We start from the raw sequence: 23,480 nt of genomic DNA, 5'->3' as shown, positions 1-23,480 counted from the left end.
GGGCAAATTTCTCGCTGTAAAGCATAGCGCGATTAACTGTTAAGCGGTCGAGTATTCACGAGAAAAATCAGAGAATAACCCTGCAACGTTCAGAGGGTTTGTGGCACACTGCGCTTTTCGCACGGTATGGCCGAGATCGTCCGGCGGTTATTGATGAGAGAGTAAAACGACATGAAATGGCTATGTTCTGTAGGTGTCGCCGTCAGCCTGGCGCTGCAACCTGCGCTGGCAGAGGATTTGTTTGGCAATCACCCGCTCACGCCTGAAGCGCGGGATGCGTTTGTCACGGAATTGCTCAAGAAAATGACGGTCGATGAGAAAATCGGCCAGCTGCGTCTGATCAGCGTCGGCCCGGATAACCCGAAAGAGGCCATCCGCGAGATGATCAAAGACGGGCAGGTAGGGGCCATCTTTAATACCGTCACCCGTCAGGATATCCGCAAGATGCAGGATCAGGTGATGGATCTCAGCCGCCTGAAGATTCCGCTGTTCTTCGCCTATGACGTGGTGCACGGCCAGCGTACCGTCTTCCCGATTAGCCTCGGCTTAGCGTCTTCCTTTAACCTCGACGCGGTGAAAACCGTCGGGCGCGTGTCGGCTTATGAAGCGGCGGACGACGGCCTGAACATGACCTGGGCGCCCATGGTGGACGTCTCGCGCGATCCGCGCTGGGGCCGCGGCTCGGAAGGCTTTGGTGAAGATACGTACTTAACCTCCACGATGGGTAAAACCATGGTGGAAGCGATGCAGGGTAAAAGCCCGGCGGACCGCTACTCGGTGATGACCAGCGTTAAACACTTTGCGGCCTATGGCGCGGTTGAAGGTGGGAAAGAGTACAACACCGTCGACATGAGCCCGCAGCGCCTGTTCAACGACTACATGCCGCCGTACAAGGCAGGGCTGGATGCGGGCAGCGGCGCGGTGATGGTAGCGTTGAACTCGCTGAACGGCACGCCTGCGACGTCCGATTCCTGGCTGCTGAAAGACGTGCTGCGCGACCAGTGGGGCTTTAAGGGCATCACCGTATCCGACCACGGCGCGATTAAAGAGCTGATCAAACACGGCACCGCCTCCGATCCGGAAGACGCGGTGCGCGTCGCGCTCAAGTCCGGCATCAACATGAGCATGAGCGACGAGTACTACAGCAAATACCTGCCGGGGCTGGTGAAGAGCGGGAAGGTGACGATGGCGGAGCTGGACGATGCCACGCGCCACGTGCTGAACGTGAAATACGACATGGGGCTGTTTAACGATCCGTACAGCCATCTGGGCCCGAAAGACTCTGACCCGGCAGATACCAACGCTGAAAGCCGCCTGCACCGCAAAGAGGCGCGTGACGTCGCGCGCGAAAGCCTGGTGCTGCTGAAGAACCGCCTCGACACGCTGCCGCTGAAAAAATCCGGCACCATTGCCGTGGTGGGCCCGCTGGCCGACAGCAAGCGCGACGTGATGGGTAGCTGGTCTGCCGCGGGCGTGGCTGACCAGTCCGTGACCGTGCTGACCGGTATCAAGAGTGCCGTCGGTGAAAATGCCAAAGTGGTCTATGCCAAAGGGGCGAACGTCACCAACGATAAAGACATCGTGACCTTCCTCAACCAGTACGAGGAAGCGGTGAAGGTCGATCCGCGCACGCCGAAGGAGATGATTGACGAGGCGGTGAACGCCGCGAAGCAGTCTGACGTCGTGGTCGCGGTCGTGGGGGAAGCGCAGGGTATGGCGCACGAAGCCTCCAGCCGTACCGATATCACGATTCCACAGAGCCAGCGCGATCTGATCGCTGCTCTGAAAGCGACCGGCAAGCCGCTGGTGCTGGTGCTGATGAACGGTCGCCCGCTGGCGCTGGTGAAAGAAGACCAGCAGGCTGACGCCATTCTGGAAACGTGGTTCGCCGGTACCGAAGGCGGTAACGCCATCGCCGACGTGCTGTTTGGTGATTACAACCCGTCGGGCAAGCTGCCGATGTCCTTCCCGCGCTCCGTCGGGCAGATCCCGGTTTACTACAGCCACCTGAACACCGGTCGTCCGTACAATGCCGACAAGCCGAACAAGTACACGTCTCGTTACTTCGACGAAGCTAACGGCCCGCTGTATCCGTTTGGTTACGGCCTGAGCTACACCACCTTTAAGGTCTCTGACGTGAAAATGTCGGCGCCGACCCTGAAGCGTGACGGCAACGTTACCGCCAGCGTCGAGGTAACCAACACCGGCAAGCGCGAAGGGGCTACGGTGATTCAGATGTACGTGCAGGATGTTACCGCGTCGATGAGCCGTCCGGTGAAGCAGCTGCGCGGCTTCGAGAAGGTCAACCTCAAGCCAGGGGAAACCAAAACCATCAGCTTCCCGATCGACGTGGATGCGCTGAAGTTCTGGAACCAGCAGATGAAATATGATGCGGAACCAGGCAAATTTAACGTCTTTATCGGCGTGGACTCCGCCCGCGTGAATAAAGGCGAGTTCGAGCTGCTGTAACCTTTCCCTCCTTTGCCTCCCCCCGTCCTGCGGGGGAGGCGTCTTACCTTATGCTAAAAAGGCATTTTGACGGTTAATTCCGCCGTTTTAAGCTACGCTTTTCTCTCAAGCCTCTGAAAAAGGCAGCAAAAAAATGAGGATAGCGGAATGACGATTGCAAAGGGGATGTTGGGATCTGCGGTGTTACTGGCGGCGCTGAGCCTGCCGTTACAGGCGGCGGAGCCGGTAAAAGTGGGCTCAAAGATCGATACCGAAGGCGCGCTGCTCGGCAATATTATTTTGCAGGTGCTGGAAAGTCACGGCGTGAAAACGGTCAATAAAGTCCAGCTCGGCACCACGCCCGTCGTGCGCGGCGCGATTACATCCGGCGAGCTGGATATCTACCCGGAATACACCGGCAACGGCGCATTCTTCTTCAAAGATGAAAACGATCCGGCATGGAAAAACGCCAAGGCCGGGTATGAGAAAGTCAAAAAACTCGACGCGGAACAGAACAAGCTGGTCTGGCTGACCCCGGCTCCGGCCAACAACACCTGGACTATCGCCGTGCGCAAGGACGTGGCGGAGAAAGGGAAGCTGACTTCTCTGGCGGATCTCAGCCGCTACCTGAAAGAGAAGGGCGACTTTAAGCTGGCTGCGTCCGCGGAGTTTATCGAGCGTCCTGACGCGCTTCCGGCGTTCGAAAAAGCCTACGACTTCAAGCTCGACCAGGCTCAGCTGCTCTCGCTGGCGGGCGGGGATACGGCGGTAACCATCAAAGCGGCGGCGCAGCAAACCTCCGGCGTTAACGCGGCAATGGCCTACGGCACCGACGGCCCGGTGGCGGCGCTCGGCCTGCAAACCCTGACCGATCCTAAAGGCGTACAGCCGATTTACGCTCCGACCCCGGTCGTGCGTGAGGCGGTGCTGAAAGCCTATCCGGAGATTGCCGAATGGCTCAAACCGGTTTTCGAAAAGCTTGATGAAAAAACGCTGCAGCAGCTGAATGCCAGCATTGCCGTCGAGGGGCTGGATGCCAAAAAAGTGGCCGCCGACTTCCTGAAACAACAAGGGCTTGTGAAGTAACGGGAAAGGGCTGTGCCAATAAAATGTCATAACCGCGTCCTGCTGCTGCTGGCCTGCGTGGCCATCGCGGCGGTCGCGTTACCGTTTGTCAACGTTGCCCCAAACCGCCTGATGTCGGGGGAGGGCAAAGCGCTCTGGCAGGTCTGGTCGTTTACGCCGGCGTGGCTTGTGGCGTCGCTGAGCGCGTGGGTGATCCTGTCGCTCTGGCAGGGACGCCCGGCGCAGTGGCTGACGCTGCTCCTCTCTGAAGGACTCTTCATCGTGCTGTTCTGGAGCGCCGGGCTGGCGGCGACGCATATGGCATCGGCGGAAAGTCCGCTCGCGAGAACCACTATCGGCAGCGGCCTCTGGCTGTGGCTGGCGCTGTGTCTGCTGGCCTGCAGCGATGCCATTCGTCGACTCATCGCCAGCGCGGTCTGGCGCTGGGTGCTCAATGCGCAGATATGGTGTATTCCATTGTTCCTGCTGTTCAGCGGTGAGCTGAAAAACCTCTCGCTGTTAAAAGAGTACGCCAACCGTCAGGAGGTGTTTGATGATGCCCTCGCGCAGCACCTGACGATCCTCTTCGGTACGCTCGTTCCGGCGCTTCTGGTTGGGATCCCCCTTGGCATGTGGTGCTATCGCCATCCTTCACGCCAGGGTGGGGTATTTGCCGTACTCAACGTTATCCAGACCATTCCTTCCGTTGCGCTGTTTGGCCTGCTGATTGCGCCGCTGGCCGGGTTGGTGAAGTCATTCCCGGTGCTCGGAACGCTCGGTGTCGCCGGGACGGGGTTAACGCCCGCGCTTATCGCGCTGGTGCTGTATGCGCTGCTTCCGCTGGTGCGCGGCGTGGTCGCGGGCTTAGGTCAGGTCGCGCCTGACGTGCTGGAAAGCGCCCATGCGATGGGAATGAGCGCGCGGCAGTGTTTCTGGAAAATACAGCTCCCGCTGGCGCTGCCCCTGCTGCTGCGCAGCCTGCGTGTGGTGGCGGTCCAGACCGTCGGCATGGCGGTGATTGCGGCGCTGATTGGCGCGGGTGGCTTTGGCGCGCTGGTGTTCCAGGGGCTGCTGAGCAGCGCTCTGGATCTGGTGCTATTGGGCGTGGTGCCCACGATTGCGCTGGCGGTGGTCGTCGACGCATTGTTTGCCTTATGGCTCGCGCTGCTCGGGAGAAGAGCCAATGATTGAATTTCATGATGTCAGTAAAACCTTTGCCGGTCGCCCGGCGGCGAGCCATCTGAACCTGAACTTTGCCGAGGGGGCGTTTTCCGTGCTGATTGGCACCTCGGGCTCGGGAAAATCCACCACGCTGAAGATGATCAACCGTCTGGTTGAGCATGACAGCGGGCTGATTCGCTTTGCCGGAGAAGAGATCCGCAGCCTGCCGGTGCTGGAGCTGCGCCGTCGGATGGGCTATGCCATTCAGTCTATCGGCCTGTTTCCCCACTGGACGGTGGCGCAGAACATCGCCACCGTGCTGCAGCTGGAGAAGTGGTCGCGGGCGAAAATCGCTGACCGGGTGGATGAACTGATGTCCCTGCTGGGGTTAGAGCCCGCGCTGCGCGATCGCTATCCGCACCAGCTTTCCGGCGGGCAGCAGCAGCGCGTGGGCGTGGCGCGCGCGCTGGCGGCCAACCCGCAGGTACTGCTAATGGATGAACCCTTTGGCGCGCTGGATCCGGTTACGCGCGGGGCGCTGCAGGTGGAGATGACCCGCATTCACCGCATTCTCGGACGCACGATCGTTCTCGTGACGCACGATATTGATGAAGCCCTGCGCCTGGCCGACCATCTGGTGCTGATGGATCATGGCGAAGTGGTGCAGCAGGGCTCGCCGCTTGAGCTATTAACCTGGCCGAAGAACGACTTTGTGCGCGAGTTTTTTGGCCGCAGCGAATTGGGCGTCAGGCTGCTCTCCCTGCGAACGGTCAGCGACTATATGCGCCGGGAGGCGGTGCCGGTGAGCGGCGAACCGCTGCAGGCGCAGATGAGCCTGCGGGATGCGCTCTCCGCGTTTGTCGCGCGCCAGTGCGAGGTATTGCCCGTCTCGGACTCCGGCGGGACGCCGTGCGGAACCTTACATTTTCGCGATCTCCTGGCCGGGGAGGTGACGCGTGAAGGCACTGCGTGATCTGCTCCTCTGGCTGGTAGCGCTCTTTGTCGCCTTGCTGTTTCTGATGCCCCACAGCGCGGCGCTGTTTAACAGCCTCTTTCCCGGGCTGCCGCGGCCGGTGTATCAGCAGGAGAGCTTTATTAATCTCGCCCTGGCGCATCTCTGGCTGGTTGCGCTCTCAAGCGCTGTCGCGATCGTGCTGGGCGTGGGGGCGGGCATCGCGGTCACGCGGCCTGCGGGTCGGGAGTTTCGCCCGCTGGTGGAGACGATTGCGGCCATTGGTCAGACGTTTCCCCCGGTGGCGGTGCTGGCGATAGCGGTTCCGGTGATGGGCTTTGGTCAGCAGCCGGCGATCATTGCGCTGATTCTATACGGCGTATTGCCGGTGCTGCAGGGCACGCTAGCGGGCCTCGCGGCGGTACCGGCGTCAGTGCTGAGCGTGGCAGAAGGGATGGGGATGAGTCGCGGCCAGCGGCTGCGCAAGGTTGAACTGCCGCTTGCGGCGCCGGTTATTATTGCCGGGATCCGCACGTCGGTCATCATTAACATCGGGACGGCGACCATTGCGTCGACGGTCGGTGCCAATACGCTGGGGACGCCGATCATTATCGGCTTAAGCGGGTTTAATACGGCTTATATTGTGCAGGGGGCGGTGCTGGTCGCGCTGGCGGCCATCGTCGTCGATCGCCTTTTTGAGCGGCTGACGCTGTACCTCAGCCGACACCGCCGCGAACAATAAACGAGTACCCTGCCAGCATCACGCCGCCGATACCGCTCACGGCCATCAGGACAAAAAGGGTAATAATGGCCAGTTTGGTTGCCTTCATCATGTGCTCCTGTTGTTAACGGAACAATTATACGGTGAAGCGCAGCTGTTAATGAACCATTAAATGCCGTTATGGCTCATCCGGCCCAAGGGAATAAACCGGGTAACCATTTTCTCGCCATTCCATCAGCAGCTGCTGCTGCGTGGCGGACGGCACTTCGCCACACCAGACCAGCAGGGTCTGGCCGTCGAAAAACTCAGGCTTAAGCTGAGCCAGCGAGTGCGCCAGAACATCCACGCGCCAGCCCTTCTGGGTAGCAATCCACGCTTCCAGCCACAGGCGGGTGGTATCGTGCACGTTCCAGCCGACTACCAGCGCATCTTTTCCGGCTTTGTTCTTCGCTGAGGCAAGGCAGACGGCAATATAGTTGATCAGCACCCCGTCGAGCATGCTGAGCAGCGCCTGCAGGGTGGACTGCTGGCACTGCAGGCGTCGACGGAGCGGGATGAAAAGATGGGAGATCAGCGTCTGTGCCGGATAGTCGCGGCCCTGCTCTTTTATCCATGCGCGCAGGCGCTGAAGATTGCCCGCCTGCAGGAGCCGCAGCAGGGTTTCCTGCTGTTCGCGCCAGAGGTGCTGCGTGTCCGGGTCGTCGTGGCTCAGCAGAGACTTCACTTTGCCGACCTGCACCCCGTTGTCGATCCAGCTCTTAATCTCGCGGATGCGGTCAATATCGGCCTCATTGAAAAGGCGATGCCCGCCGTCGGTCCTTTGCGGTTTGAGCAATCCATACCGTCGCTGCCACGCCCGTAGGGTAACGGGATTGATATCACAAAGGAGTGCCACTTCACCTATCGTGTAAAACGCCATATTCGCCCCCTGGCTTACGCGTTCCCAGCTTAACTGTAGACCCACTTTTGCGAACCAGGAAGGGTTGATTGATTTTTGAACAAACAATGCGAAGCATGCACGATATTCAGAAAAAGGTGTGATAACGGACACGATTTTGTGCTTTTTTGGAATGCTTCAAAGAAAGTAACCCCGCATCAGTGTATGTTACGCGTTTTTAGCGTGTGCGGTTTTGAGTATGTACGAGTTTAATCTGGTGCTGCTGTTGCTTCAGCAGATGTGCGTGTTTCTTGTCATTGCCTGGCTGATGAGCAAAACGCGCCTGTTTATCCCGCTGATGCAGGTCACCGTTCGTCTGCCGCATAAGTTGCTCTGCTACGTCACCTTCTCTATTTTCTGCATCATGGGGACTTATTTTGGTCTCCATATCGAAGACTCTATTGCCAACACGCGCGCGATTGGCGCGGTGATGGGGGGGCTGCTGGGCGGTCCCGTCGTCGGTGGCCTTGTCGGTTTAACCGGGGGGCTGCATCGCTATTCCATGGGCGGGATGACGGCCCTGAGCTGCATGATCTCCACGATCGTGGAAGGGCTGCTCGGCGGCCTGGTGCACAGCTATATGATTAAGCGCGGCCGTCCGGATAAAGTCTTCAGCCCGCTCACCGCAGGTGCCATTACCTTTGTGGCCGAAATGGCGCAGATGGCGATCATTCTGCTCATTGCGCGTCCGTTTGAAGATGCGCTGCACCTGGTCAACAGCATTGCCGCCCCGATGATGGTGACTAACACCGTGGGTGCGGCGCTGTTTATGCGCATTCTGCTCGACAAGCGCGCTATGTTTGAGAAGTACACCTCGGCGTTTTCCGCCACGGCGCTGAAGGTCGCCGCCTCGACCGAAGGGATCCTGCGCCAGGGGTTTAACGAAGAAAACAGCATGAAGGTCGCGCAGGTGCTCTACAAGGAGCTGGATATCGGCGCGGTGGCCATAACCGACCGCGAGCGGCTGCTGGCCTTTACCGGCACAGGGGACGATCACCATCTGCCGGGCAAACCGATCTCTTCAGCCTACACGCTGCGCGCCATTGAAACCGGCGAGGTGGTGTATGCCGACGGTAACGAAGTGCCTTATCGCTGTTCGCTGCATCCGCAGTGCAAGCTGGGCTCCACGCTGGTGATTCCGCTGCGCGGGGAAAATCAGCGGGTGATGGGGACTATCAAGCTGTATGAGGCAAAAAACCGTCTTTTCAGCTCGATCAACCGCACGCTGGGGGAGGGGATAGCCCAGCTGCTGTCCGCACAAATCCTCGCCGGACAGTATGAGCGGCAGAAAGCCCTGCTGACGCAGTCTGAAATTAAGCTGCTGCATGCCCAGGTCAACCCGCATTTCCTGTTTAATGCCCTCAACACGCTCAAAGCGGTGATCCGCCGCGACAGCGATCAGGCCGCGCAGCTGGTGCAGTTTCTGTCGACCTTTTTCCGCAAGAACCTGAAGCGGCCGTCTGAGATCGTGACCCTCGCCGACGAGATTGAGCACGTGAACGCCTATCTGCAGATTGAGCAGGCGCGTTTCCAGTCGCGCCTGCAGGTGACGCTCTCCGTGCCGGACGAGCTGGCGTATCAGCACCTCCCGGCTTTTACCCTGCAGCCTATTGTCGAAAACGCCATTAAGCACGGCACGTCACAGCTTCTGGGTACAGGGGAGATAACCATTGCCGCCAGCCGTTTCAACCATCACCTGGTGCTGGATATTGAAGATAATGCCGGACTTTATCAGCCTTCCGCCTCCGGCGGTTTAGGGATGAGCCTGGTGGATAAACGCCTGCGTGCCCATTTTGGCGATGACTGTGGCATAACCGTCGCCTGCGAGCCCGACCGATTTACCCGTATTACCGTACGACTGCCGCTGGAGGAGAACGCATGTTAAGAGTGCTGATTGTGGATGATGAGCCGCTGGCACGGGAAAACCTGCGCGTTCTGCTGCAGGAGCAGCCGGATATTGAGATTGTGGGTGAGTGCGCCAACGCCATTGAGGCCATCGGCGCGGTGCACAAGCTGCGCCCGGACGTGCTGTTCCTTGATATTCAGATGCCCCGCATCAGCGGCCTGGAGATGGTCGGCATGCTCGACCCGGAACATCGTCCCTACATCGTGTTTCTGACGGCGTTCGACGAATATGCCGTTAAGGCCTTTGAGGAGCACGCGTTTGACTATCTGCTCAAGCCGATCGAAGAGAAGCGCCTTGAAAAAACGCTCACCCGTTTACGCCAGGAGAGGACCGCACAGGACGTCACGCTGCTGCCGGAGAACCAGCAGCCGCTGAAGTTTATCCCCTGCACCGGACACAGCCGGATCTATCTTCTGCAGATGGATGACGTGGCGTTCGTCAGCAGCCGCCTGAGCGGGGTGTTTGTCACCAGCGCGGAAGGGAACGAAGGATTTACCGAGCTGACCCTTCGCACGCTCGAGAGCCGCACGCCGCTGATCCGCTGCCACCGCCAGTATCTGGTGAACATGGCGCACCTGAAGGAGATCCGCCTGGAAGATAACGGCCAGGCCGAACTGGTGCTGCGTGCCGGGCAAACGGTACCCGTCAGCCGCCGCTACCTGAAGAGTTTGAAAGAGGCGATTGGGCTGTAAAGCTGGTACACTGCGCGCCATTGCATCATCGACATTCGAAGGCTCTATGCTAAGTAACGATATTCTTCGTAGCCTGCGCTACACCCTGAAAGCGAACAATAACGACATGGTGCGCATTCTTGCGCTGTCCGACATGGAATCCACGTCTGCGGGTTTTGACACGTGGATGACCAAAGAAGACGAAGAGGGCTTTGTCCGCTGCCCTGATATCATTCTGTCGGGTTTCCTGAACGGCCTGATTTACGATAAGCGTGGCAAAGATCCTGCCGCGCCAGAGCTGGCGCTGGAGCGTCGCGTGAACAATAACACGGTGCTGAAAAAGCTGCGTATCGCGTTCTCGCTGAAAACGGACGATATCGTGGCGATCATGACCGAGCAAAAATTCCGCGTATCCGTGCCGGAAGTCACCGCCATGATGCGCGCGCCGGATCATAAAAACTACCGCGAGTGCGGCGACCAGTTCCTGCGTAATTTCCTGCGCGGGCTGACCCATCGGGTGCATCACCCTAAACCATAAAAAAAGCCGGAGATAATCTCCGGCTTTTTTGTTATTTCACCTGCTGACCCGGCTTCGCGCCTTCGTCAGGGCTTAACAGGAAGATATCTTTCCCGCCAGGGCCTGCGGCCATCACCATCCCTTCAGAGATGCCGAAGCGCATTTTACGCGGCGCCAGGTTCGCCACCATCACGGTTTGACGGCCAATCAGCACCTGCGGGTCCGGATACGCAGAACGGATGCCGGAGAAGACGTTACGCTTCTCGCCGCCCAGATCCAGCGTCAGGCGCAGCAGCTTGTCAGAGCCTTCCACGAACTCCGCGTTCTCAATCAGCGCCACGCGCAGGTCGACTTTAGCGAAATCGTCGAAGGTAATGGTTTCCTGAATCGGATCGTCTGCCAGCGGGCCGGTAACCGGTGCCGCAGCCGCTTTAACCTCTTCTTTAGACGCTTCCACCAGGGCTTCAACCTGCTTCATCTCGATGCGGTTGTACAGCGCTTTAAAGGTGTTCACCTTGTGGCCGAGCAGCGGCTGCTGGATGGCATCCCAGGTCAGTTCGGTGTTCAGGAACGCTTCGGCACGGGCCGCCAGCTGTGGCAGAACCGGCTTCAGGTACGTCATCAGCACGCGGAACAGGTTGATGCCCATAGAGCAGATCGCCTGCAGATCGGCATCGCGACCTTCCTGTTTAGCGACAACCCACGGTGCCTGCTCGTCCACATAGCGGTTTGCCAGGTCGGCCAACGCCATGATTTCGCGCACGGCTTTACCGAACTCACGAGTTTCCCACGCGTCGCCAATGGTAGCTGCCGCGTCGGTAAAGGTTTTGTACAGGGCAGGGTCAGCCAGTTCAGCCGCCATCACGCCGTCAAAGCGTTTGGCGATAAAGCCCGCGTTACGGGAGGCCAGGTTCACCACCTTGTTGACGATGTCCGCGTTCACGCGCTGCACGAAATCTTCCAGGTTCAGGTCGATATCGTCGATGCGGGAAGAGAGCTTCGCGGTGTAGTAGTAGCGCAGGCTGTCCGCATCGAAGTGGTTCAGCCAGGTGCTGGCTTTGATGAACGTACCGCGGGACTTGGACATCTTGGCGCCGTTCACCGTCACGTAGCCGTGTACGAACAGGTTGGTTGGCTTGCGGAAGTTGCTGCCTTCCAGCATGGCCGGCCAGAACAGGCTGTGGAAGTAAACGATGTCTTTACCGATGAAGTGGTACAGCTCTGCCGTGGAATCTTTCTTCCAGTATTCGTCGAAGCTGACGGTGTCGCCACGCTTGTCGCACAGGTTCTTGAAGGAGCCCATGTAGCCGATTGGCGCGTCCAGCCAGACGTAGAAGTATTTGCCCGGCGCGTTCGGGATTTCAAAGCCGAAGTACGGCGCATCGCGGGAGATATCCCACTGCTGCAGGCCGGATTCGAACCACTCCTGCATTTTGTTCGCCACCTGCTCCTGCAGCGCGCCGCTGCGGGTCCACGCCTGCAGCATTTCGCTGAAGGACGGCAGGTCGAAGAAGAAATGCTCGGAGTCACGCATCACAGGCGTGGCGCCTGAAACCACGGATTTCGGCTCGATAAGCTCGGTCGGGCTGTAGGTTGCGCCGCACACTTCGCAGTTATCGCCGTACTGGTCCGGGGATTTACATTTCGGACAGGTGCCTTTGACGAAACGGTCCGGCAGGAACATGCCTTTTTCCGGATCGTACAGCTGAGAGATGGTGCGGTTTTTGATAAAACCATTCTCTTTCAGACGGGTGTAGATCAGCTCCGACAGCTCGCGGTTTTCGTCGCTGTGCGTGGAGTGATAGTTGTCATAGCTGATGTCAAAGCCAGCAAAATCAGTCTGATGCTCCTGACTCATTTCGGCAATCATCTGCTCCGGGGAGATCCCCAGCTGCTGCGCTTTAAGCATGATCGGCGTGCCGTGGGCATCGTCCGCACAGATGAAATTAACCTCGTGGCCGCGCATTCGCTGGTAACGGACCCAGACATCAGCCTGGATATGCTCCAGCATGTGGCCGAGGTGGATTGAGCCGTTGGCGTACGGCAGTGCGCACGTTACCAGAATTTTCTTCGCGACTTGAGTCATAGTAGGCATTACTTCTTTTAACTGTGAAAAGGGTTTTCGATATTACCAAAAGGGGCATTATTAAGTAAGCACAAACCACGGCCTTTCAGGTAAACTTGTTCATCTAAGGTCTTATTCACAAGAACAAAGGAGTCGGGATGAGTTCTCAATCCCAGGCCAAATCACCGGAAGCCTTACGAGCAATGGTCGCCGGGACGCTGGCTAACTTTCAGCATCCAACCCTGAAGCAAAATCTCACTACGCTGAAAGCGTTACACCACGTTGCCTGGCTGGACGATACCCTGCACATTGAACTGCAGATGCCGTTCGTCTGGACCAGCGCCTTTGACGCACTGAAAGAGCAGACCAGCTCTGAGCTGCTGCGCATTACCGGCGCGAAGGCGATTGACTGGAAGCTGAGCCACAGCATCGCCACGCTGAAGCGCGTGAAAAACCAGCCTGGCGTGAACGGCGTGAAAAATATCATTGCCGTCAGCTCGGGTAAGGGTGGGGTAGGGAAATCCTCTACCGCCGTTAACCTGGCGCTCGCGCTGGCGGCGGAAGGGGCAAAGGTCGGCATTCTGGATGCGGATATCTACGGTCCGTCTATTCCGAACATGCTGGGTGCGGAAAACCAGCGTCCAACCTCGCCGGACGGCACCCACATGGCGCCAATCATGGCTCACGGTCTGGCGACCAACTCCATCGGTTATCTGGTGACTGACGATAACGCCATGGTCTGGCGCGGCCCGATGGCCAGCAAAGCGCTGCTGCAGATGCTGCAGGAAACGATGTGGCCGGATCTGGATTATCTGGTACTGGATATGCCGCCGGGCACCGGTGACATTCAGCTGACGCTGGCGCAAAACATTCCGGTCACGGGTGCCGTTGTGGTTACCACGCCGCAGGATATCGCGCTGATCGACGCCAAAAAAGGCATCGTAATGTTCGAGAAGGTGGAAGTGCCGGTGCTCGGTATCGTTGAGAACATGAGCATGCACATCTGCAGCAACTGCGGTCACCACGAACCTATCTTCGGTACCGGTGGCGCAGAAAAACTGGCCGCGAAGTATCACACCCAACTGCTTGGGCAGATGCCGCTGCACATTACCCTGCGTGAAGATTTGGACAGCGGAAAACCGACGGTCGTCAGCCGTCCGGACAGCGAATTTGCAGATATGTATCGCCAGCTGGCGGGACGCGTTGCGGCGCAGCTCTACTGGCAGGGCGAAGTGATCCCGGGCGAAATCGCGTTCCGCGCGGTGTAATTCCCCAGCGCTGGATTGCCGGGTGGCGGCTTCGCCTTACCCGGCCTATGAAATACGGTTTTGTAGGTCAGGTAAGCGAAGCGCCACCTGACTTACTCTAGCCGATAATGCATCAGATAGTACTCTCCGTCCGGAGAATCACCCGTCGCCTCAATGTGCCAGCCGTGCCGCTGGTAAAACGCAATAGCCCGCGCATTCTTCACCAGGCACTTAAGCGATCCCGTACTGGTAAACGTTTTCTGCACGTGTTCAAGCAACTCATGCCCGACGCCCATGCTCTGATACTGCGGATCTACAAACAGATTGTGCAGGAAATTATCGTTCGTCCAGACAGAAGCAAAACCCAGGCGATGGCCGTTCTGCGTGGCAACCCAAATCACTTCGTCACGCGTTACCGCGTCAAAGTCTTCAAGCTGCCAGTCTGAACCGTCCAGCCATGGCCAGGCTTCACGCCGGGCGTGGAGGAAAAGCGTGCGCAGGAAAGGGCGATCGCTTTCCTGCCAGGGGCGAATCAGGATGGTATTAGCGGTGATAGAAAATATCTCCATTGTAGGCTTTGTAGATTTTGCCATCCGCATCGCCGATCAGCACATAGTTCTCGCCCATGTAGGTCCAGTGGGTTCCGGCATCCGGAGCCGGCAGGTTACGCAGCTGGTACTGTTTGATGGTGTACTCCGGCGTTTGATACTGCGCCGGCGCCGTGTCGCCAATTTTGAATTTCGTGAAGTCAGCGATGAACTCTTGTTCTTCATAGGCCTTGATGCCGGATGCCGCTTGTGGTGCTGCATTCGCCGCGCTTGCCAGAGACATCACGACACCCAGAAGCAGCCATTTACACTTAGCCATTTTTTCTCCAGTTGAACGGTTTTTAAGTTTGATTTTGCCTGTCAACAATACGGCAACCTGCCTATTTTAAATATCAGACTATGGCTTGTTCGAAAAAAAATGTAACAAAAATGAACCTACCTGATAACCGTTTTCCGTTTGGTAAGCCTCATCGATGAAATGATCTTCACCAGCAAACAGACGCGACACTTCTTTACAGCATAGTGGTGTAATGCCCGCTAAGATGACCTCCGTTAAAACACGAGGTCACAATGGACAACCGCAAAATCAATCGACTACGCCGCTGGGCGCGGGAAGGGATAATACTCGTTCTGCTGACGCTGGCCGTAGTGTGGGGTGTGGATCAATACCGAAAACCGATGCTCCCCGCCAGTTTTAGCGCAACACCGATGCAGAGCATCGAAGGCAACATTCACGATATCGCGGCGCTCAGCCAGGAGCGCCCGCTGCTGATTTACGTCTGGGCGACCTGGTGCAGCATATGCCGTTATACGACGCCCTCGGTTAATCAACTGGCAGAAGAGGGAGGGAACGTGGTGAGTATCGCCATGCGTTCTGGTGACAATGCAAAGCTTGCGCGCTGGGTTGAAAAGAAACAGCTGAAAATGCCGGTGATTAACGATGCAAACGGTGCTTTGTCGCAGCAATGGCAAGTGAGCGTCACGCCAACTCTGGTGGTTGTGTCGAAGGGGAACGTGGTGAGTACCACAACGGGCTGGACGAGCTACTGGGGATTGAAATTTAGGATGTGGTGGGCAGGGCTGTAAAAATAACCCCTCTCCCGGCGGAAGAGGGGTTTTGTGTTACTTAGCCAGAACTTCCTGTGCGGTGCGCTCAACCAGAGACAGCAGGATTTTGATATCTTCCAGCGTCACGGTTGGGTTCAGCAGCGTCAGCTTCAGGCAGGTCACGCCGTTATGCTCGGTCACACCGACGTTCGCACGGCCGGATTCCAGCAGCGCGTCACCAATTTTCTGGTTCAGCAGGGCGATGCCCGCGTCATCCGTCTGCACCTGACCGCGGAAGCGGAACAGAACGCTTGCCAGCTGCGGCTGCATAACCAGTTCCAGCGCAGGCTGCGCTTTCACGTAGGCCGCAACCTGCTGCGCCAGGGTCACGCCGTGATCGATGATCGCCGCGTATTGCTCCTGACCCAGCGCTTCCAGGCTCATCCACAGCTTCAGCGCGTCGAAACGACGGGTGGTCTGCAGAGATTTGGACACCAGGTTAGGCACGCCCGCCTCTTCGTCGAACTCGGAGTTCAGGTAAGCCGCCTGATAGCGCATCAGCTCATAGTGACGCGCTTCTTTCAGCAGGAACGCGCCGCAGCTGATGGTCTGGAAGAACTGTTTGTGGAAGTCCAGGGTCACTGAATCCACCAGCTCAATGCCGTCAAGGTAGTGACGATACTGCTCAGACATCAGCAGCGCGCCGCCCCAGGCTGCATCAACGTGTACCCAGATGTTCTGCTTCGCAGCCAGTTCTGCAATCGCGCGCAGCGGGTCGATAGCACCGGCATCGGTGGTACCTGCCGTCGCGACGATCGCCAGAATCTGCTCGCCGTTCGCATTGCACTGTTCAATTTTCGCCGCCAGATCGGTCAGATCCATGCGGGAGAATTCGTCCGTTTTCACCTGCACCACGGACTGGTAGCCCAGGCCCATCAGCGCCATGTTTTTCTGCACGGAGAAGTGCGCGTTTTCTGAGCACAGTACGCGGATCTTACGCAGATCGCCCACCAGACCGTCCTGCTGAACGGAATGACCCTGACGCGCAAAGAACGCATCGCGCGCCAGCATCAGGCCCATCAGGTTGCTCTGGGTACCGCCGCTGGTGAAGACACCTGCGTCGCCAGCCTGATAACCCACGCGGGTACGCAGCCACTCGATCAGTTTGATCTCAATAATGGTTGCGGACGGGCTTTGATCCCAGGAGTCCATACTCTGGTTAGTGGCGTTGATCAGCACTTCCGCCGCCTGGCTTACGACCAGGCTTGGGCAGTGCAGGTGCGCCACACACTGCGGGTGATGAACGGACAGGCTGTCTTTCAGGAAGAACTCCACGGCGCGTTCAATCGCCGCTTCGTTGCCCAGCCCTTTCGGGTTGAAATCCAGCTTAATACGGTCGCGCAGTTCCGCGACCGTTTTGCCCTGGTACATCTCAGGCTGCTTCAGCCACTGCATCACAGCCTGAGTGCTTTGTTCAATCGCCTGCTGGTAAGCTTCAATGCTCTGCGCAGAGGAGAACAAAATTGGGTTTGAATCAGACATCGTAATCAATAACTCCGGTTACGCCGGGCGAACGCCCGCAGCAAGCAGTGCCTGCTCAAATTTATCCAGGAAGATCTTCAGCTCTTCATCGCTGATCAGCAGAGACGGCAGCAGACGCAGAACGATACCGTTACGACCACCGCGCTCCAGAATCAGACCGGCTTCGAAGCACTTCTTCTGAATCAGTGCAGACAGCTCGCCGTCGCCCGGGAAGCAGCCCATGTGGTCTGCGGCTTCGTGTGGCTTAACGATCTCGATACCGATCATCATGCCCAGACCGCGAACGTGACCGATAACCGGATAACGTTTCGCCATCTCTTTCAGCTGGCCTTTCAGCCATTCGCCCTGTGCCGCCACCTTGCCTGCGATGTTCTGGTCTTTCAGGATTTTCAGCGTCGTCAGACCGGTTGCCATCGCCAGCTGGTTGCCGCGGAAGGTACCGGTGTGGTGACCTGGGGCCCATGCGTCGAACTGCTTTTTGATGCCGAGCACGGCCAGCGGCAGACCGCCACCTACTGCTTTAGACATCACGATGATGTCTGGCTCGATGCCCGCGTGTTCGAAGGCGAAGAATTTACCGGTACGGGCAAAGCCAGCCTGAACTTCGTCGAGGATCAGCAGAATGCCGTGTTCCTGAGTCACTTTACGGATGCGCTGCAGCCACTCAGCCGGAGCCGGGTTCACGCCGCCTTCGCCCTGAACGGCTTCCAGGATCACCGCAGCAGGCTTACGCACGCCGCTTTCAACGTCGTTGATCAGGTTATCAAAGTAGTAAGTCAGCGCTTTCACGCCCGCTTCACCACCGATACCCAGCGGGCAACGGTATTCGTGCGGGTAAGGCATGAACTGGACTTCTGGCATCATACCGTCAACCGCTTCTTTCGGAGACAGGTTGCCGGTCACGGACAGTGCGCCGTGAGTCATGCCGTGGTAACCACCAGAGAAGCTGATGATACCGCTACGACCGGTCACTTTTTTCGCCAGCTTCAGCGCCGCTTCAACGGCGTCAGCACCGGAGGGACCGGTGAACTGCAGGCAGTACTCTTTGCCCTGACCAGGCAGCAGAGAGAGCAGGTATTCAGAAAACGCGTCTTTCAGAGGCGTAGTCAGATCCAGGGTATGTAACGGCAAGCCGCTGGTAATGACATTTTGGATGCTTTTCAGCACATCAGGATGGTTATGGCCAAGCGCAAGGGTCCCCGCGCCTGCTAAACAGTCAAGGTATTCTTTATTATCTGCATCGGTGATCCACACGCCTTCTGCTTTAGTGATGGCTAAAGGCAGTTTGCGCGGATAACTCCTGACGTTAGATTCAAACTCGGCCTGACGGGCCAGATAGGTTTCGTTGCTTTTGTGGGCATCTACGGTGTCAATACGGACTTTATCCGTCATCATATCACTCCTACAACCGCCGCTTCGTTATGAGCCACGATTGAATAAAAAGTTAAAAAACAGATGGGGGCCTGAAAAAAACGCCGCCAATATAGAGCCTTTTGCCACGGGGCTCAATGGTTAATTTGTTTACTGTTTTGTGACACGCGGCTGTGGGGAGAAAATATCCCCATTTTTAAAAAGAAAATTGCATTTTATGCCAAATAAAAACAGCGCGTTACGGCCCGTTTACCCGGTGTGTAAAGACACGGAAAAGAGTGTGACAAAACGTGCCATCGAACGGCAAAAAAGAGGGGGGACGCTTCCTGTTTTTGCGTCATGGGCAAAAAAGCAGGCTTACGTTACATGCGCAACGGAATCACGCAGTAAAAATGGGCTTTCTACGCGCGTGGTTTCCAGATGCTCTTCACCGTTAATAATATGCAGGGCGCTCAGGCGACCAATTTCATAGTGCGGCAGTTGTACCGTCGTGAGAGGAGGAAGGAACAGCTCCCCAATGCCCACCATATTGTCATAGCCGATAACGGCGACATCTTCCGGTATGCGAAGCCCTTGCCCCAGCAGCGTCTGGTACACCATAAACGCGATACGATCGTTGCCGCAGATAACCGCGTCAAACCGGGGAATGCCATTCTGGATGTGAGCCAGCAACACTGACGGAATGTCGCGGTAGTGCTCATCGCCGGGTGCCATATAGCTGTGCGCCAGGCCGTCCGGATCGAGCCCCGCTTCACGGCATGCACGCTCCAGCCCCTGACGACGACGGGTTGTGGCCAGATGCCCCTCAGGCAAATGCAGGCAGAGAGGTCGTCGATAACCCTCCGCGAGTAACGCCCGCACGGCGGTATATTGCCCCTGTTCATCATCGGGAATATAGCTGGCAACCTTTTCGCCGTCACTTTCGCAGTTGGCCAGCACGCAGGGAAGGGTGAGGAGTTTAGCCGGGAGAGGAACCTGACGTAGCCCCATGGTGGTGTAGATAATTCCGTCAGGCCGATGAGAGAGAAGAAGGTCGACAATGGCGTCCGGGTTGTCATCGGAAAACATATTCATCACGAAGCTGTTCCAGCCGTGCATTCTGGCCGTCTCTTCAATTGACAGCGTGATCTCCACCGAAAAAGGTGTCGTCACCGTATCGAGCGCCAGTACGCCTATGGTTTTAGGCGAGGCATGCGCGCCGCGAATTTTCTTGGCGGACAGGTCAGGAACGTAGCTGGTCTGCTCGATAGCCAGCTGAACGCGCGCCAGCGTTTCAGGTTTAAGGCGCTCCGGGCTATTCAGCGCGCGGGAGACCGTCATCAGCGATACGTTAGCCAGCTTTGCGACGTCCTTCAGGGAAGCCATTTTCTTACTCCGTTAATGCTCTGCGGGAAAGGGTATACAACTAAGTCGCTGCTGTAAAAGGAAGGCTGATGCACAGGCCAGGCCATATTTAATTCAGTGATGAATATTTGATCGCGATCTCATTCTATCAATGTTAACGTTAACTTTCGTGATTAACATCTTAAATTTCCGCCAAACCGTATGAGAAAGCATAAATGTTAACGTTACCATAATGTCATTACTCCAATATGAGAATGTCATGATGAAAACGCATCACTCTCACAGCTACCCTTTATTAAGCGCATTACTGTTTTTCTTTTTTGTCACATGGTCATCTTCCGGCTCGTTGCTCTCTATCTGGCTCCATCAGGAGGTGGGGTTAAAGGCAGGGGATACGGGAGTCATCTATGCCGTGCTGTCCGTCTCCGCGCTGTGCGCGCAAATCTGCTACGGCTTCATTCAGGACAAGCTCGGCCTGCGCAAAAACCTGCTCTGGTTTCTGACCAGCCTGCTCATTCTTTCTGGCCCGGCCTTCCTGATGTTTGGTTATCTGCTGAAGATTAACGTGTTGCTCGGCAGTATTTTCGGTGGGATTTATATCGGGCTGACGTTTAACGGCGGAATAGGGGTACTGGAGTCCTATACCGAGCGCGTGGCCCGCCAGAGCCAGTTTGAGTTCGGCAAGGCGAGGATGTGGGGATCGCTGGGCTGGGCGGCGGCAACCTTTTTTGCGGGGCTCCTGTTTAACATTAACCCGAAGCTGAACTTTGCTGTCGCGAGCTGCGCCGGGCTGGTGTTTTTTGTTTTGCTGGCGCGCCTAAGAGTCTCTTCGGCCCCGCACGCCATGCAGGAGGCGGTATCCGGCGGTAAGGTCACGCTGGAAGATGCCTTGCGCCTGCTGACGCTACCGCGGTTCTGGGCGCTGGTGTTTTTTGTTATCGGCACCTGTATTTATGGCGTCTACGACCAGCAGTTCCCGGTCTATTTCTCCTCACAGTTCCCGACGCTGCAGGAAGGAAACGCCATGTACGGCTATCTCAACTCCTTCCAGGTTTTCCTTGAGGCGGCGGGCATGTTTTGCGCCCCGTGGCTGGTGAATCGCCTCGGTGCGAAAAACGGCCTGATTTTCGCCGGAATGGTGATGGCGATGCGTATGGTGGCATCGGGTCTGGTTGAGGGACCGGTGTTGATCTCCATTACCAAGCTATTGCACGCGGTTGAGCTGCCCGTTTTGCTGGTCTCCATCTTTAAATACAACAGCCTGCATTTTGATAAGCGACTCTCTTCCACCCTCTATCTGGTGGGCTTTGCCTGTACAAGCTCGGTGATTGCCTCGGTGCTGTCGCCGCTGGCAGGTTACAGCTATGAGAAATACGGCTTTGCCCAGTCCTATCTCATCATGGGGCTACTGGTCTTCAGCACCACGTTTATCTCCATCTTCCTGTTGCGCTCGGGTAAGTCCTCTTCTGACCCGCTCATGCCGCAACCTTCCACCATCTGATCAAAGAGTAGAGAAATGACGTATTCCATTACGAAAGCAGAACAGGAACTTCAGTCCAGACGCGAAGGGCTTAACCTGCGCTGGTATCCCCGTTACCACCTCGCTGCGCGAGCTGGCTGGATGAACGACCCTAATGGCCTGGTGTGGTTTGACGGCTGGTATCACGCGTTTTACCAGCATCATCCGTATTCGACCCAGTGGGGGCCGATGCACTGGGGCCATGCGCGCAGCAAGGATTTAGTTCACTGGGAGCACCTCCCTGTTGCGCTGGCACCGGAAGGACCTGACGACAAGGACGGCTGTTTTTCTGGCTCGGCGGTGGTGGATGGCGACACTCTGGCGCTGATCTACACCGGCCACAAATTCCACGGCGATCCTGGCGATGAGGCTAATCTCTACCAGGTTCAGTGCCTGGCAACCAGCCGTGACGGCATCCAGTTTGTGCGGCACGGGACAGTCATTAATACACCGCCCGGGCTGCATCACTTCCGCGATCCGAAGGTATGGCGTGAAGGGGCGTGGTGGTACATGGTCGTTGGTGCGCGGGAGGGTGATATGGGCCAGGTACGTGTTTATCGCTCTGCCGATCTGCGCGAGTGGCAGGACAGGGGCGTGCTCGCGGTGGCTGAAAAAGAGATGGGTTATATGTGGGAATGTCCGGACTTTTTTACCCTCAACGGTAAACGCGTGCTGATGTTCTCACCTCAGGGACTCACCGCAGACGGATTTAATCATCGCAATCTTTTCCAGAGCGGCTACCTGGTAGGTGAATGGCAGCCTGGTCAGCCCTTTGTGCCTGAAGGTGAGTTTGTGGAGATGGATCGCGGGCATGATTTCTATGCGCCGCAAAGTTTCCTGACTCCTGACGGCCGCCGCATTGTTATCGGCTGGCTGGACATGTGGGAATCGCCCCTGCCGGAACAGCAGGATGGCTGGGCGGGTATGCTTTCTTTACCGCGCGAGCTGACGCTGAGTGCGGATAACCATCTGCAAATGCGGCCAGCCAGAGAAGTTGAAGCCCTGCGCGGAGCGTGGTTCCCCTGGCCGATAAGTACACTTAATAACCAGCAGATGACGCTGGTGGAACACTGCGATGCGATGGAGGTCATTCTGCAATGGGATTGCACGAATAGCAGCGCGGAGCAATACGGCATTCGTCTCGGCGACGGCCTACGCCTCTATGTTGATGCGCAGATGCAGCGCCTGGTGCTGGAGCGACACTATCCACAGTATGGCCTGTGCGGTACCCGAAGCGTCGCGCTTAACCTGAACGACGCGCTCAGCCTGCGCCTGTTCTTTGACTGCTCTTCGGTGGAAGTGTTTGTTAACGAAGGTGAGGCGTGCCTCAGCAGCCGTATTTATCCTGATGCCGAATGCCGCGAGCTGGCGTTATTTGCCTGGACGGGAGGAGCATCGCTTATTCATGGCGGGGCGTGGCAGTTAGAGTAAATCTGTATTTAGTCATGAGCTAAAATAAAGCCCCATACAAATGGGGCTATGTAAATCTTATCAGGAGGGAGCGTAGTGCTAAGATCACATTTTTGATAATTGTGCGTTTACAACTCTCTCTTTCTCGACAACCAGCTGCATAATATAGCTACCCTTGTGCCATAAACCCTTATTTGGCTTCCAGCCTTTCGAAAGCAGATATTCAGCAGCATCAGAGATTGGCTTATTCATAACGCGATCCGCTTCACCTGAAAACTGTTTAACATCGCCGCTTGCTTTGGCAGGCTTGCTGTCACAACGACCCGCAGCATCCATAACCTGAGTGCAGCCTTCAGGAAAAGGCTTATGTGCTGATTGTGCAAGTTGAGCAGCATTCTCCAAAGCCTGTTTTTCTGCAGCAGCGTTAATGGCTGTAGTGCGGTTTTGCTCTGCAATATAACAAGCATCTTTACTCACCCCCTTGTTTTGACAATCCGCCATCCGTTGCGCTGGTGAGGAACACGCAGCAAGAGATAATACTGCCGCTATCATCATTAATTTTTTCATTATTGCCTCAGTAATTACAATTATAAATATAGGTGCCTAACATCAAGCCGATCCATATCCCTAATAAAATAAAAGTGAGATACAAAACAGCGGAGATAAAAATGTACTTTGTCATTTTCTTTGCGAGCAGCAATGTATTGAGTTATAGCCAGCTGATTAAAACTCATGGGCGATTTTTTTAGCTCACTGGCATTTTATTTTAATACTGTAACATTACCATCCGTAAGATGCGGACGCCGCAACAATTTCATTGCCGTTGGATGTACCTGATGTAGAGAGGGTAGCAGCTACATTCTCAGCGAACTTATGACGGTAGCCGATTGCATAACCTTGCGCATCTTTGAAGTTGGCAGCACCGACGGCAACCGCGTTATCTGTATCAACGTAATGCAAACCAGCAAGAGAAGCAGCGCCAGCGATACCAGCACGATATTCCTTGCGA

Annotated in this window: 22 protein-coding genes; 12 read left to right on the top strand and 10 right to left on the bottom strand. The window is 56.7% G+C overall.

Translation table 11 applies throughout. The annotated features are described in order from the left end of the window. Positions 1-171 precede the first annotated feature (171 nt). The 5 genes from bglX to PUP35_RS14785 all read left to right on the top strand — a co-directional run bounded on the left by bglX (position 172) and on the right by PUP35_RS14785 (position 6,368). Positions 172-2,469, top strand: coding sequence for a beta-glucosidase BglX (gene bglX / locus PUP35_RS14805; RefSeq protein WP_021241491.1), 2,298 nt, complete (start codon positions 172-174; stop codon positions 2,467-2,469). A 147-nt stretch (positions 2,470-2,616) separates the two neighbouring features. Continuing rightward, the gene (gene osmF, locus PUP35_RS14800) at positions 2,617-3,534 is read left to right on the top strand and encodes a glycine betaine ABC transporter substrate-binding protein OsmF (protein ID WP_115875831.1); all 918 of its coding nucleotides are present in this window, start codon (positions 2,617-2,619) and stop codon (positions 3,532-3,534) included. A 12-nt stretch (positions 3,535-3,546) separates the two neighbouring features. Then, on the top strand, positions 3,547-4,704 hold the full coding sequence (locus PUP35_RS14795; RefSeq protein WP_274240353.1) for an ABC transporter permease: 1,158 nt from the start codon (positions 3,547-3,549) through the stop codon (positions 4,702-4,704). Continuing rightward, the gene (locus PUP35_RS14790) at positions 4,697-5,647 is read left to right on the top strand and encodes an ABC transporter ATP-binding protein (RefSeq protein ID WP_274240352.1); all 951 of its coding nucleotides are present in this window, start codon (positions 4,697-4,699) and stop codon (positions 5,645-5,647) included. The genes PUP35_RS14795 and PUP35_RS14790 overlap by 8 nt, the downstream gene beginning before the upstream one ends. Beyond that, positions 5,631-6,368, top strand: a complete 738-nt coding sequence (locus PUP35_RS14785; protein ID WP_274240351.1) for an ABC transporter permease — start codon at positions 5,631-5,633, stop codon at positions 6,366-6,368. The genes PUP35_RS14790 and PUP35_RS14785 overlap by 17 nt, the downstream gene beginning before the upstream one ends. Here PUP35_RS14785 and PUP35_RS14780 read toward each other — a convergent pair. Next, the gene (locus PUP35_RS14780) at positions 6,343-6,456 is read right to left on the bottom strand and encodes a protein YohO (RefSeq protein WP_008500895.1); all 114 of its coding nucleotides are present in this window, start codon (positions 6,454-6,456) and stop codon (positions 6,343-6,345) included. The two genes, PUP35_RS14785 and PUP35_RS14780, sit on opposite strands and share 26 nt — an antisense overlap. Before the next feature lie 69 nt (positions 6,457-6,525). After that, complete coding sequence (gene mlrA / locus PUP35_RS14775; protein WP_115875827.1) at positions 6,526-7,266, bottom strand: HTH-type transcriptional regulator MlrA; 741 nt, start codon at positions 7,264-7,266, stop codon at positions 6,526-6,528. Positions 7,267-7,483: 217 nt separating this feature from the next. Here mlrA and PUP35_RS14770 point away from each other — a divergent pair, with 217 nt between their 5' ends. The 3 genes from PUP35_RS14770 to PUP35_RS14760 are packed head-to-tail and all read left to right on the top strand — an operon-like array spanning position 7,484 to position 10,399. After that, positions 7,484-9,169, top strand: coding sequence for a sensor histidine kinase (locus tag PUP35_RS14770; protein ID WP_274240350.1), 1,686 nt, complete (start codon positions 7,484-7,486; stop codon positions 9,167-9,169). Then, positions 9,163-9,882, top strand: coding sequence for a two-component system response regulator BtsR (btsR, locus tag PUP35_RS14765; RefSeq protein ID WP_045908659.1), 720 nt, complete (start codon positions 9,163-9,165; stop codon positions 9,880-9,882). Before PUP35_RS14770 ends, btsR begins: the two co-directional genes overlap by 7 nt. A gap of 46 nt (positions 9,883-9,928) precedes the next feature. Then, positions 9,929-10,399: a DUF1456 family protein gene (locus PUP35_RS14760; RefSeq protein WP_271368655.1), complete on the top strand. Its 471-nt coding sequence runs from the start codon at positions 9,929-9,931 to the stop codon at positions 10,397-10,399. A gap of 31 nt (positions 10,400-10,430) precedes the next feature. Here the strand turns inward: PUP35_RS14760 and metG are convergent, their stop codons facing one another. Beyond that, entirely contained in the window at positions 10,431-12,464 is a 2,034-nt protein-coding gene (gene metG / locus PUP35_RS14755; RefSeq protein WP_047652495.1) for a methionine--tRNA ligase, read from the bottom strand. A gap of 137 nt (positions 12,465-12,601) precedes the next feature. Here metG and apbC point away from each other — a divergent pair, with 137 nt between their 5' ends. Further along, positions 12,602-13,711 (top strand): iron-sulfur cluster carrier protein ApbC, encoded by a 1,110-nt coding sequence (gene apbC / locus PUP35_RS14750; RefSeq protein ID WP_274240349.1) that lies wholly within the window; start codon positions 12,602-12,604, stop codon positions 13,709-13,711. Positions 13,712-13,803: 92 nt separating this feature from the next. On the opposite strand, the gene PUP35_RS14745 is transcribed toward apbC, so the two are convergent. Next, a complete protein-coding gene (locus tag PUP35_RS14745; protein ID WP_149366493.1) occupies positions 13,804-14,283 on the bottom strand; it encodes a GNAT family N-acetyltransferase in 480 nt (159 codons plus the stop codon). After that, positions 14,234-14,557 carry an RcnB family protein gene (locus tag PUP35_RS14740; protein WP_048992494.1) on the bottom strand — a complete coding sequence of 108 codons (324 nt, stop codon included), beginning with the start codon at positions 14,555-14,557 and terminating at the stop codon, positions 14,234-14,236. Before PUP35_RS14740 ends, PUP35_RS14745 begins: the two co-directional genes overlap by 50 nt. 251 nt (positions 14,558-14,808) lie before the next feature. Between PUP35_RS14740 and PUP35_RS14735 the strand changes: the two genes are divergently transcribed. Then, entirely contained in the window at positions 14,809-15,324 is a 516-nt protein-coding gene (locus PUP35_RS14735; RefSeq protein WP_274240348.1) for a protein disulfide oxidoreductase, read from the top strand. A gap of 36 nt (positions 15,325-15,360) precedes the next feature. On the opposite strand, the gene PUP35_RS14730 is transcribed toward PUP35_RS14735, so the two are convergent. From PUP35_RS14730 to PUP35_RS14720, 3 genes are all read right to left on the bottom strand, one after another. Next, the gene (locus PUP35_RS14730; RefSeq protein ID WP_069598543.1) at positions 15,361-16,827 is read right to left on the bottom strand and encodes a pyridoxal phosphate-dependent decarboxylase family protein; all 1,467 of its coding nucleotides are present in this window, start codon (positions 16,825-16,827) and stop codon (positions 15,361-15,363) included. An 18-nt stretch (positions 16,828-16,845) separates the two neighbouring features. Further along, entirely contained in the window at positions 16,846-18,222 is a 1,377-nt protein-coding gene (locus PUP35_RS14725; protein WP_014884533.1) for a diaminobutyrate--2-oxoglutarate transaminase, read from the bottom strand. 333 nt (positions 18,223-18,555) lie between these two features. After that, positions 18,556-19,563: a LacI family DNA-binding transcriptional regulator gene (locus PUP35_RS14720; RefSeq protein ID WP_274240347.1), complete on the bottom strand. Its 1,008-nt coding sequence runs from the start codon at positions 19,561-19,563 to the stop codon at positions 18,556-18,558. A gap of 238 nt (positions 19,564-19,801) precedes the next feature. On the opposite strand from PUP35_RS14720, the gene PUP35_RS14715 reads away from it, so the two are divergent. Beyond that, complete coding sequence (locus PUP35_RS14715) at positions 19,802-21,043, top strand: MFS transporter (RefSeq protein WP_274240346.1); 1,242 nt, start codon at positions 19,802-19,804, stop codon at positions 21,041-21,043. A gap of 15 nt (positions 21,044-21,058) precedes the next feature. Continuing rightward, positions 21,059-22,492, top strand: coding sequence for a glycoside hydrolase family 32 protein (locus PUP35_RS14710; protein WP_136195415.1), 1,434 nt, complete (start codon positions 21,059-21,061; stop codon positions 22,490-22,492). Between the two features lie 84 nt (positions 22,493-22,576). Here PUP35_RS14710 and PUP35_RS14705 read toward each other — a convergent pair whose 3' ends face one another. Together PUP35_RS14705 and PUP35_RS22035 are read right to left on the bottom strand one after the other, a co-directional pair. Further along, positions 22,577-23,038 carry a hypothetical protein gene (locus tag PUP35_RS14705; protein WP_274240345.1) on the bottom strand — a complete coding sequence of 154 codons (462 nt, stop codon included), beginning with the start codon at positions 23,036-23,038 and terminating at the stop codon, positions 22,577-22,579. Positions 23,039-23,251: 213 nt separating this feature from the next. Further along, positions 23,252-23,431, bottom strand: a complete 180-nt coding sequence (locus PUP35_RS22035; RefSeq protein WP_368077507.1) for a YadA-like family protein — start codon at positions 23,429-23,431, stop codon at positions 23,252-23,254. Between the last annotated feature and the right edge of the window lie 49 nt (positions 23,432-23,480).

This window comes from Enterobacter sp. S-33 (assembly GCF_028735835.1).
Classification (GTDB): Bacteria; Pseudomonadota; Gammaproteobacteria; order Enterobacterales; family Enterobacteriaceae; genus Enterobacter; species Enterobacter vonholyi.
This window is presented reverse-complemented; position numbering and strand designations above follow the sequence as displayed.

Bases quoted from the DNA above. Each gene is read 5' to 3' on its own strand.
- PUP35_RS14770 (WP_274240350.1), top strand. From the start codon at position 7,484: ATGTACGAGTTTAATCTGGTGCTGCTGTTGCTTCAGCAGATGTGCGTG.
- mlrA (WP_115875827.1), bottom strand. From the start codon at position 7,266: ATGGCGTTTTACACGATAGGTGAAGTGGCACTCCTTTGTGATATCAAT.
- PUP35_RS14715 (WP_274240346.1), top strand. From the start codon at position 19,802: ATGATGAAAACGCATCACTCTCACAGCTACCCTTTATTAAGCGCATTA.
- apbC (WP_274240349.1), top strand. From the start codon at position 12,602: ATGAGTTCTCAATCCCAGGCCAAATCACCGGAAGCCTTACGAGCAATG.
- PUP35_RS14710 (WP_136195415.1), top strand. From the start codon at position 21,059: ATGACGTATTCCATTACGAAAGCAGAACAGGAACTTCAGTCCAGACGC.
- PUP35_RS14735 (WP_274240348.1), top strand. From the start codon at position 14,809: ATGGACAACCGCAAAATCAATCGACTACGCCGCTGGGCGCGGGAAGGG.
- PUP35_RS14705 (WP_274240345.1), bottom strand. From the start codon at position 23,038: ATGAAAAAATTAATGATGATAGCGGCAGTATTATCTCTTGCTGCGTGT.
- bglX (WP_021241491.1), top strand. From the start codon at position 172: ATGAAATGGCTATGTTCTGTAGGTGTCGCCGTCAGCCTGGCGCTGCAA.
- metG (WP_047652495.1), bottom strand. From the start codon at position 12,464: ATGACTCAAGTCGCGAAGAAAATTCTGGTAACGTGCGCACTGCCGTAC.
- PUP35_RS14740 (WP_048992494.1), bottom strand. From the start codon at position 14,557: ATGGCTAAGTGTAAATGGCTGCTTCTGGGTGTCGTGATGTCTCTGGCA.
- PUP35_RS14780 (WP_008500895.1), bottom strand. From the start codon at position 6,456: ATGAAGGCAACCAAACTGGCCATTATTACCCTTTTTGTCCTGATGGCC.
- PUP35_RS14730 (WP_069598543.1), bottom strand. From the start codon at position 16,827: ATGTCTGATTCAAACCCAATTTTGTTCTCCTCTGCGCAGAGCATTGAA.
- PUP35_RS14720 (WP_274240347.1), bottom strand. From the start codon at position 19,563: ATGGCTTCCCTGAAGGACGTCGCAAAGCTGGCTAACGTATCGCTGATG.
- osmF (WP_115875831.1), top strand. From the start codon at position 2,617: ATGACGATTGCAAAGGGGATGTTGGGATCTGCGGTGTTACTGGCGGCG.
- PUP35_RS14760 (WP_271368655.1), top strand. From the start codon at position 9,929: ATGCTAAGTAACGATATTCTTCGTAGCCTGCGCTACACCCTGAAAGCG.
- PUP35_RS14745 (WP_149366493.1), bottom strand. From the start codon at position 14,283: ATGGCAAAATCTACAAAGCCTACAATGGAGATATTTTCTATCACCGCT.
- PUP35_RS14725 (WP_014884533.1), bottom strand. From the start codon at position 18,222: ATGATGACGGATAAAGTCCGTATTGACACCGTAGATGCCCACAAAAGC.
- PUP35_RS14790 (WP_274240352.1), top strand. From the start codon at position 4,697: ATGATTGAATTTCATGATGTCAGTAAAACCTTTGCCGGTCGCCCGGCG.
- btsR (WP_045908659.1), top strand. From the start codon at position 9,163: ATGTTAAGAGTGCTGATTGTGGATGATGAGCCGCTGGCACGGGAAAAC.